The organism is Bartonella sp. AA86SXKL, from assembly GCF_042196885.1.
Map to the genome: position 1 here is coordinate 1 of NZ_JBHIRE010000035.1, position 7,882 is coordinate 7,882.

Consider the following 7,882-nt stretch of genomic DNA (forward strand, 5'->3'; position numbering starts at 1 on the left):
CAGTTTCACCTTTAAACCCTATTATTTTCCTATTGCCGATATTCAATCTCTTTTGTTGACAAAAGAAAAGACCGTTACCGTCACCCGTGGTGCCGTTGCCGCTGGGCGTGATGGGGTGCCGGATAAAAGCATCACCTCTTTTATCAAAATCGTTCAAGGAAGCAAGGAATTTAAAGAAGGAACGGATTTTAAAAAAACCGGAGACACCATTGATTGGGCACCCGTGGGAGACGAACCTTTAGCAGGGAGCAGCTATAAGGTGACTTACCGCTATCGCGCAAAAATCACGGCTGATAAAGTAACAGCGCAGGAAATCACTGTCTCAGGTGGGGCGCAAGGTGGTGATATTATCGTCAGTTACACTTACAAACTCCCCCGCATTGACCGTATTGGTCTCAACACGGGGGGCAATGTGGTTTACATCAAAGGTATCTCAGTAGACCACCCCATGGCACCCAGTGTCCCTGATGATGTGTTGTCCCTTGCAACCATTACCAACAATTGGCTTGAAACGCCGGTTGTGGTCAATGATGGCACACGGGTTGCCCCCTATGATGAGATGTGGCGCTATTTTCAACGGGTGCTTTCGCTTGACCGTCTCATGCAATTAGAGCGTATTAAAAGCAATGTTGACTCTAAAGAACCCGTTGCCAAAAAGGGCATGTTTGCAGACCCTTTTCTTGATGATAGTTACAGAGATGAAGGCTTTCAACAAACAGGTGCTGTAGGCAACGGCATTTTACAGCTTGCCATTGACCCAACATTCTATACTGCTCCTTTAAAAGCGCCTGTCACGCTTGACTGGACAAATGAAGTGATTATTGCGCAAGAATTGACAACGGCTTGCGAAAAAATCAATCCTTATCAAAATTTTGCAACCTTACCTGGTACAGTAACCCTTGAACCCGCGACAGACTTTTGGCATGAACAGCGTACCGATTGGCTCTCAAGCGTGACCAATCAACTGAACATGGGATGGAACCGTGGGAGAAGCGTTCGTAAAACAGAAATCAGTGATGACTTGGTCAATGCACATCAAGAACAAACCGACTTTTTAAGACAAATTACTCTTCACTTTAAAATTGAAGGCTTTGGCAGTAGCGAAATCTTGGAAAGTCTTACCTTTGATGGTGTGAATGTTTTACCAAAGAGTCTCCTTATTGCCGATAGCAAGGGCACCCTTGAGGGCGCTTTCACGATTCCACAAAATATTACGGCTGGCACAAAAAATGTTGTGGCACGGGGAAAAGGTGGAACCATTGCAACGGGTCTTTTTACAGGTCAAGGCGTGATTGATGTGAAAGTGATGCGGCGCACCACAACAGTAAAGATATGGACGCAATTTGACCCACAAGCGCAAGTCTTTACCCCCGATGAAACACGGCAAATCACCGGTATTGACTTTCATCTTTGCAAAATCGGTAATGAGAACCATGATTTGGTGATTGATTTGGTCACTACAGAAAACGGTTATCCGACCGCCGATATTCAAGCACAAAGCTTTTATTCTATGAAGGGTGCAAAGCTAGGGTGGGCAGAGGCACGCTATGATGTCCCTTTGTTAGTCCCTAATGACCGTCTCACTGCTTTTGTCATTAAAACCGATGATGCTGATCATTCTGTCTCACTAGCAAAGCTTGGGGATTTTGATGCAGAACACCAGAGATACGTCTCGAGTCACCCTTACGTGACCGGTCCACGCTTTTCTTCTGTTAACGCACAAAGTTGGACAGCCCATCAAGATGAAGCCTTAGCCTTTCGAGTGCTGGCGGCACGCTACACACAAACAGAAAAAACCATTGATCTTGGCACTTTTGATCTTGTGGACTGCTCTGATTTACAAATACGCGCAGCCATTGAATTGCCTTCAAGCGATTGTTCTGTCATCTTTGAAATTGAAAGAAACAATGGCACAATTTATCAACTCCTGCCCTTTCAATTGCTCAGTCTTACTGAATATATCAGTGAAAAGATAAAGCTTCGCGCTATTCTCAAAGGAACAGAGAAGCTCTCACCCGTCTTGTTTGCGCCTGTTCAATTGATTGCGGGAAAGATCCATAAGGAAGCTACCTATGTCACGCGTGCTTTTGCCTTTGGTGAAAAAGCAAGGTTAACCAGCTATATCAAAACCTTTTTACCAGGTGGTGCAACCTTTACACTCGAGATGCAACTGGATGATGGTGCTTTCACCCCTTTGAAATTAGAGGAAACAGAACAACTCGCTGAACCGCTTTGGACAGAACGAAAATTTACCAGCAGTGATAAAGGCGCCAAACAAGCGCGCTTGAAACTCACGCTTACCGGTGGACCGGCGGCACGGTCAATGGTGCGTGATTTTGGCGCCGGCATATTATGAGGGGAAAATGAGAGATGACAAAAACCAAAAAACTCGACATGGAATTGCCGAAAGAAGGACGCTTTATCAGTTCTGAATTCCCAATCTTGCGGGAAAACTTGACCAAAATTGATCAAGCTCTTTTGGCTGTTGAGGAAAAGGTAAACGAAAAAGCACCTTCAAAACACACGCATACAATAAGTGATATCGCAGATCTTGAAGCAGCCCTTAAGGGCAAGATGGCAGCGGATAAAACCTTCTCATTTGCTGATTTAAGCGATATCGAGGGGGCAAAAGATGCTGCAAATAATTATGTTCTCTATAAATCAAGCAACAATAACTTCACCTTTGGGAGTGCTGTCTCACTGTTAGGCGCGCATCAACATAAAACCGAAGATATCGTGGGGCTTGATGATTTTAGAGCCAAGATTAATCAAGATATGACCAGCTATGGGCGCCTCACAAGCCCAAATGAATGGCAGAATTATAATAAATTTACCAGCAAAGTCACCATGAGTGGTGGCTTAGAACTTTTGGGTAATTCGTCGTTTAGCCTTATTCATAATGGTGAAACGGTGACAAGTTTAAGCACAAATGGAAGTACCTTGAAAGGACCTTTGAGAGTTGATGGTGAAGCTGTTTATACCAAGGTGCAAGTGGATGCTCTTTTGGATGCTTTAATCAAAAAGCGTAAAGAAGAGTACATTGAAATCGTTATGTTGCAGAGTGGTAATATTCCTTGGCCTGATGGGGTGACAGATGACACTGATATTGAAATCATGGCTTGGGGAGGTGGCGGGAGCGGTGGCCAACGTGGAGGAGGAGGTGGTGGTGAATGTATTTCTTTAAAGATTCAAAAACGCCAATTACAGAATAATGATGTAGTGGCTATTGGAAAAGGCGGATATGGAAATGGTGTTAATGGTGGTAATACGCTAGTTGGTTCTATTCTTACAGCACGGGGTGGTAAGGGGAATAACGGTTATATTGGTGGAAATAGTGGTGGTGGAGTTTCAGGTGGTTATGGAACTGCAAGTGGTAGTAATAATAATGGTTATGCGGGAAAAGAACATCCTTGGCATGGAGGCGGAGGAGGTGGTGGTGGCTTTAATGATAGTTGTGGCGGTGATGGAGGGGATAGTACCTATGGTGGAGCAGGTGGAGGTGGGAGTGGTGGGAGTGGTGGTAGTGGTATAGCTAATAATGGAGGTAAGGGAGGAAAAAGCCAGTATGGTGGCAATGGAGGAAGCGGAGCTGAAAAAGGATATGGCGGCGGTGGCGGTGGCGGTTATCGAGATGGTGAAGATGGAACAGTAAATGGTGCTGGACGGGGTGGTGATGGCGCAGTTAAATTAAAGATCTTTGTATAAGCGTTTAAAGGCTTGTATGCTCTTCCGTCTTTAAGTCCCCTTTAAAGCCCTTTAAAAGGGCTTTTTGACTGACAGTGTCAGACTTATGAAAGGGAGCTCTTGTTGTTATGGTCTCTTCATTGATTTGGAGAGCAAAATGGCAATAGAATTTAATCATGGGATTCGCATTGTAGAGGCTGGTGAGGATTCCCGTCCTTTAGCAACATTTGATCAGACCGCCATTGGGGCGGTTGTTACAGCCCCTGATGCTGACAACCAAGTTTTTCCCCTCGACGAGCCCGTGTTGGTCTTCACCCATGAGACAGAAAAAATCCAAAAGCTTGGAACAAGAGGCACAGCTCTTGATGTTATTAATGCTGTGTGCGCACAGGGGATTGAGGCACAAATTATTCTTGTGCGGGTGGAAGAAAAGTCAACCATTGCTGAGACACAAACCGAAATGGTGGGATCCAATACTCACTTGACCGGTGTGCATGCCTTAGCGCATGCGCGGGGGCATTTGGGTGTGGAACCTGGAATTCTCTTAGCACCGGCTTATAGTGCAGGGCGGATTGACAATGGCAAAAACCCCGTGGCAGACGCTTTGGAACAGGTTGCAGAAAAGCTACAAGCGATTGCGGTTTTTGATACGGGTGGTAAAAACACGCAAGAAAGCCTTACCTATCGCGCAGATTTTTCCTCACGCTTTTGTTATTTGATTGACCCCTTTGTACGGGTGGCAAATCGTGAGGGGGGTGTTAGTGTTAAACCCGCAAGTCCTTTTGCAGCAGCCATGTTTATCAAACGTGACAAGCAAAGGGGCGGTGTTTTTTGGTCTCCTTCCAACCAAGATGTGCATGGCATTTTAGGCACGGCACGCCCCATTAGCTATTTTGATGGGGAAATTGATCATGAGGCAAATCGCCTTAACCAAGCCGATATTGCGACCTTTATTCCAGCACGGCTTAGCCAAAATGGGCAGGGAGAAGTAGCTGCCAATGGCCGCATTTTATGGGGCAACCATACCACCTCCAGTGATCCGCTTTGGCGTTTTGTCAATGTGGTGCGCACCCGTGCAGCCTTGGAAAAAACCATCGTTAACAATTTACGCCCTTGGGCCAATGATGAAAACCTTACTGGTCAACATGTTATTGCCATTACCCGCTCTTTGACCAGCTTTCTTGATGATATGATTGCACGCGGTGCACTGCTTGGTGGGCGGGTTTGGTTTGATCGTGATTTAAATTCCAACAGCAATTTACAACTGGGGAAATTGCGGGTCGAATTTGATGCAGAAGAAGTGCCGCCTCTAGAAGATTTAAGCTTTGGCAGCCGGCGCAATGGAGCTTACTTTAATCGGCTTGCTGAAGATATCCAAAAGAAAATGACTTATCAATTTGGCGATACGCTTGAAACTTATCGCAAAGCAGCAAGGAGTTAAAGCATGACTTTACGCATTGTACGCGGTTTTACCTTGATTGTTGATGATGATGTGAATCTTCACCTTGATCTTGAAACATTGAAACTGCCCACGTTGGAAGAAATTACAGAAACCTATCAACCAGGGGGCTCTGATATGCAAATTGATGTGAGCGGTCTTGGTGTGAAAGCTTTGAGTTTGCAAATGAAAATCCGCAGCCATACCCCCGAAATTATCGGCATCTTTGGTGGTCCTCCTGGTCTTCGTCATAAATTCACTGGCAAAAAACATGTGATTTCTGAAGAAGATGGGCGTGAGCATGAACATTCCATTGATGTGACAGGGCGGTTGGTCAAAGTGGATAGCGAAGGCTTAACAGCTGGAAAAGCGACAGGCTATGATTGCGAGATCAAAAATGTTTGGGATTATACGGAATTTTGGGATGGTTCTGTTTTGCACCGCTTTTCTTTTAAACGGGGCGGCTGGCTTGTCCGCAACGGGCAAGAGATCGGTTCTCGCCGCCGCTCTATTCTCAACTTATAAGCTCTCATTATTGATAGGGTTATCAATTATAGGAATTGATCATGACAAGTTTACAAAGCAGCATTGACGTGGAATTGCAGGTTCCGCTTCCTTATCAAGATAAAGGTGGCAAAGAATCTCTCTGCAAGAAACTGACCTTTTATCGCCCCACTTTTAAGCATGCCAAGCAATTAGCGGTGCTCATTGGACCACAATTGACAGAGCTGCTGCTTCCTGAGTTTGGAGAGCAAAAAACAACTTTGAGCAATGATGTGCTTATCACGAAGCTTTCTCAAGTTTTGTTCACAAGTGAGGCAACAGAAGGCATCACAGCACTTTTGGCTGATATGTCACATGAATCTATTGAATTGATTGATCGAGTTGATGTGATGGATATTGTCGCAATATTGAAGGCTTTTTTTGCTTTTTTTACGCAACGCCAATCCTCTCTGCCAGACAATTTGGGGCAGAACTAGCCCTTTATTATCACTGGGCGCCTTCAGAGATTAACCAGATGGATTGGCTGGATGTGATTGCCTATCGAGAAGAACTCGCACGCCTGAAAGCTCAAGAATATGAAAGCCATCAGTTAGGATAAGAGACGATCATGGATGTTTCCCTTGTTGTGCGTTTTGTCAATCATCTGCAAGAGGGGATAGCTTCTGCCAAGCGAGATCTTGCAGTCTTTAGTTCAGATGTTGCGCATTTCCAAAACAAGACAAGGCAGCATTTTAAAGGGTGGTTTGACCCTGAGCATCTTGAGGATGCGACAAAGAATGCGGAAAATGCTTTTATCCAAGCGCGGGGGCGTATGGTGGGTGCCATTGCGCAAACAGCAACCTTAATTGCACCGCTCTATAAAGCCATGCAATTTGATCAATCGATGAAGGGACTAGAAAAGGTTCTCGATGCCCCCCTTGATCGCTTAAAGAAATTGCGCCGTTTTGCGCTTGAAACCTCCACCAAGATTCCGTTAGCGGCGCGTGAAGTCTTAGAATTGATGACCAGTGCCAGCCAAGCAGGGATTGGCGAACAAGATCTGGAAGCTTTTAGCATTTATGCTGCCAAAGCGGCTGTTGCTTTTGATATGACGGGGGATCAGATTGGGGAGCGCTTTGCCAAATTGCGCAATGTCTTTAAGCTTAATCAGGCAGGCATTGAAGATCTAGGCGATGCTATCAATCATCTCTCTAATCACATGGCGGCAAAGGCCAGTGAAGTGTCTGATTTTACCAATCGTGCCACCGGTGCGGCAACCATGTTTAAGCTCACCGCGCGGGAAACAGCAGCATTTGGTACGGCGATGATTTCTGCTGGGATTGTTCCAGAGAGTGCTGCGCGTGGCTTTAATGCCATGAGTGCCCGTATTCAGGCAGGGGGCAAACATATTGAAGATGCTTTTGCTAATATCGGGCTTTCTCGCGAAAAATTCATGCAAGATCTGGACAAAGATGCCACAGGTACCTTGGTACGCTTTTTTAATGTGTTGGGTAAATCCGAACAGGGCATGCGCTCGCTGATTGCCATTGCGGGGCGTGATTTTACTGGTGATTTTGCCAAATTGGTGGGCAATCCCGAATTGTTAGGGCAAGCTTTAGAGTATGTGAAAGATCCACAAGTCTTTAAAGGTTCGGTAGAACAAGAAGCAGACAAACAAGCAACCGGTGCCATGCGGCAATTTGAACTCTTACAAAACCGCATTGTGGCTTTAGGGATTAGCATTGGTGAAGTGCTTCTGCCCCCCCTCAACAGTTTGATGGAAAGTGTTGGCAATTTTACCAATGGGCTTATGGCGTGGGCGAATGCGCACCCAACTTTAACAAGCGCCATCATCAAAACCATTGCTGCCCTGATGGCTTTTAATATTGCTCTGCGCGTGTTGCGCTTTACCATGGCTGGCACACGTCTTGGGCTTCTTCAATTGATGGGCTCTTTTATCAAGATGGGTGCTGTTAGTCGTGGTCTTTCTGCAAGTTGGCGGGGCTTAGCAGCCGCAGGGCGCTCGCTGGGCTTGCTAACCGCGGGTCTTGGGGCAAGTGCACTCCGACTCTTACGCCCCATGACCTTGTTGGTCGGGGCTTTACGGGGGATTGCTGTCTCAGGAAGTGCATTTGCTGCCTCTTTTGGCTTTATGGGGAGAGTGATCGAAGTGGTTGGGGCAAGTCTTTTCTCTGTTGTGGGGGGTATTTTTACCCCAATAGGGGCTGTGGTTGCTGCTGTTGTGGCGGTCATACTGGCTGCTGGTTTTGCTTTGTG

General features: G+C 46.0%; 6 protein-coding genes. All 6 read left to right on the top strand.

Features of this window, described 5'->3' with window-relative positions:
* Positions 1-2,356 (top strand): DUF4815 domain-containing protein (locus tag ACFIO5_RS08800; protein ID WP_375705253.1); only part of this gene is annotated, 2,356 nt, incomplete at its 5' end.
* Positions 2,357-2,370: 14 nt separating this feature from the next.
* Positions 2,371-3,705, top strand: a complete 1,335-nt coding sequence (locus ACFIO5_RS08805) for a Bgr_08870 family protein (protein WP_375672117.1) — start codon at positions 2,371-2,373, stop codon at positions 3,703-3,705.
* A 136-nt stretch (positions 3,706-3,841) separates the two neighbouring features.
* Positions 3,842-5,125 (top strand): phage tail sheath C-terminal domain-containing protein, encoded by a 1,284-nt coding sequence (locus tag ACFIO5_RS08810; RefSeq protein ID WP_375705254.1) that lies wholly within the window; start codon positions 3,842-3,844, stop codon positions 5,123-5,125.
* A 3-nt stretch (positions 5,126-5,128) separates the two neighbouring features.
* The gene (locus ACFIO5_RS08815) at positions 5,129-5,647 is read left to right on the top strand and encodes a phage major tail tube protein (RefSeq protein ID WP_015856800.1); all 519 of its coding nucleotides are present in this window, start codon (positions 5,129-5,131) and stop codon (positions 5,645-5,647) included.
* A 41-nt stretch (positions 5,648-5,688) separates the two neighbouring features.
* Positions 5,689-6,102, top strand: coding sequence for a hypothetical protein (locus ACFIO5_RS08820; RefSeq protein WP_375705255.1), 414 nt, complete (start codon positions 5,689-5,691; stop codon positions 6,100-6,102).
* Between the two features lie 131 nt (positions 6,103-6,233).
* Positions 6,234-7,882, top strand: a 1,649-nt coding sequence (locus ACFIO5_RS08825) for a phage tail tape measure protein (RefSeq protein ID WP_375705256.1), incomplete at its 3' end; no start/stop codon positions are given.

Excerpts from the sequence above, each read along its gene's own strand:
- ACFIO5_RS08805 (WP_375672117.1), top strand. The coding sequence starts at position 2,371 with ATGACAAAAACCAAAAAACTCGACATGGAATTGCCGAAAGAAGGACGC.
- ACFIO5_RS08810 (WP_375705254.1), top strand. The coding sequence starts at position 3,842 with ATGGCAATAGAATTTAATCATGGGATTCGCATTGTAGAGGCTGGTGAG.
- ACFIO5_RS08815 (WP_015856800.1), top strand. The coding sequence starts at position 5,129 with ATGACTTTACGCATTGTACGCGGTTTTACCTTGATTGTTGATGATGAT.
- ACFIO5_RS08820 (WP_375705255.1), top strand. The coding sequence starts at position 5,689 with ATGACAAGTTTACAAAGCAGCATTGACGTGGAATTGCAGGTTCCGCTT.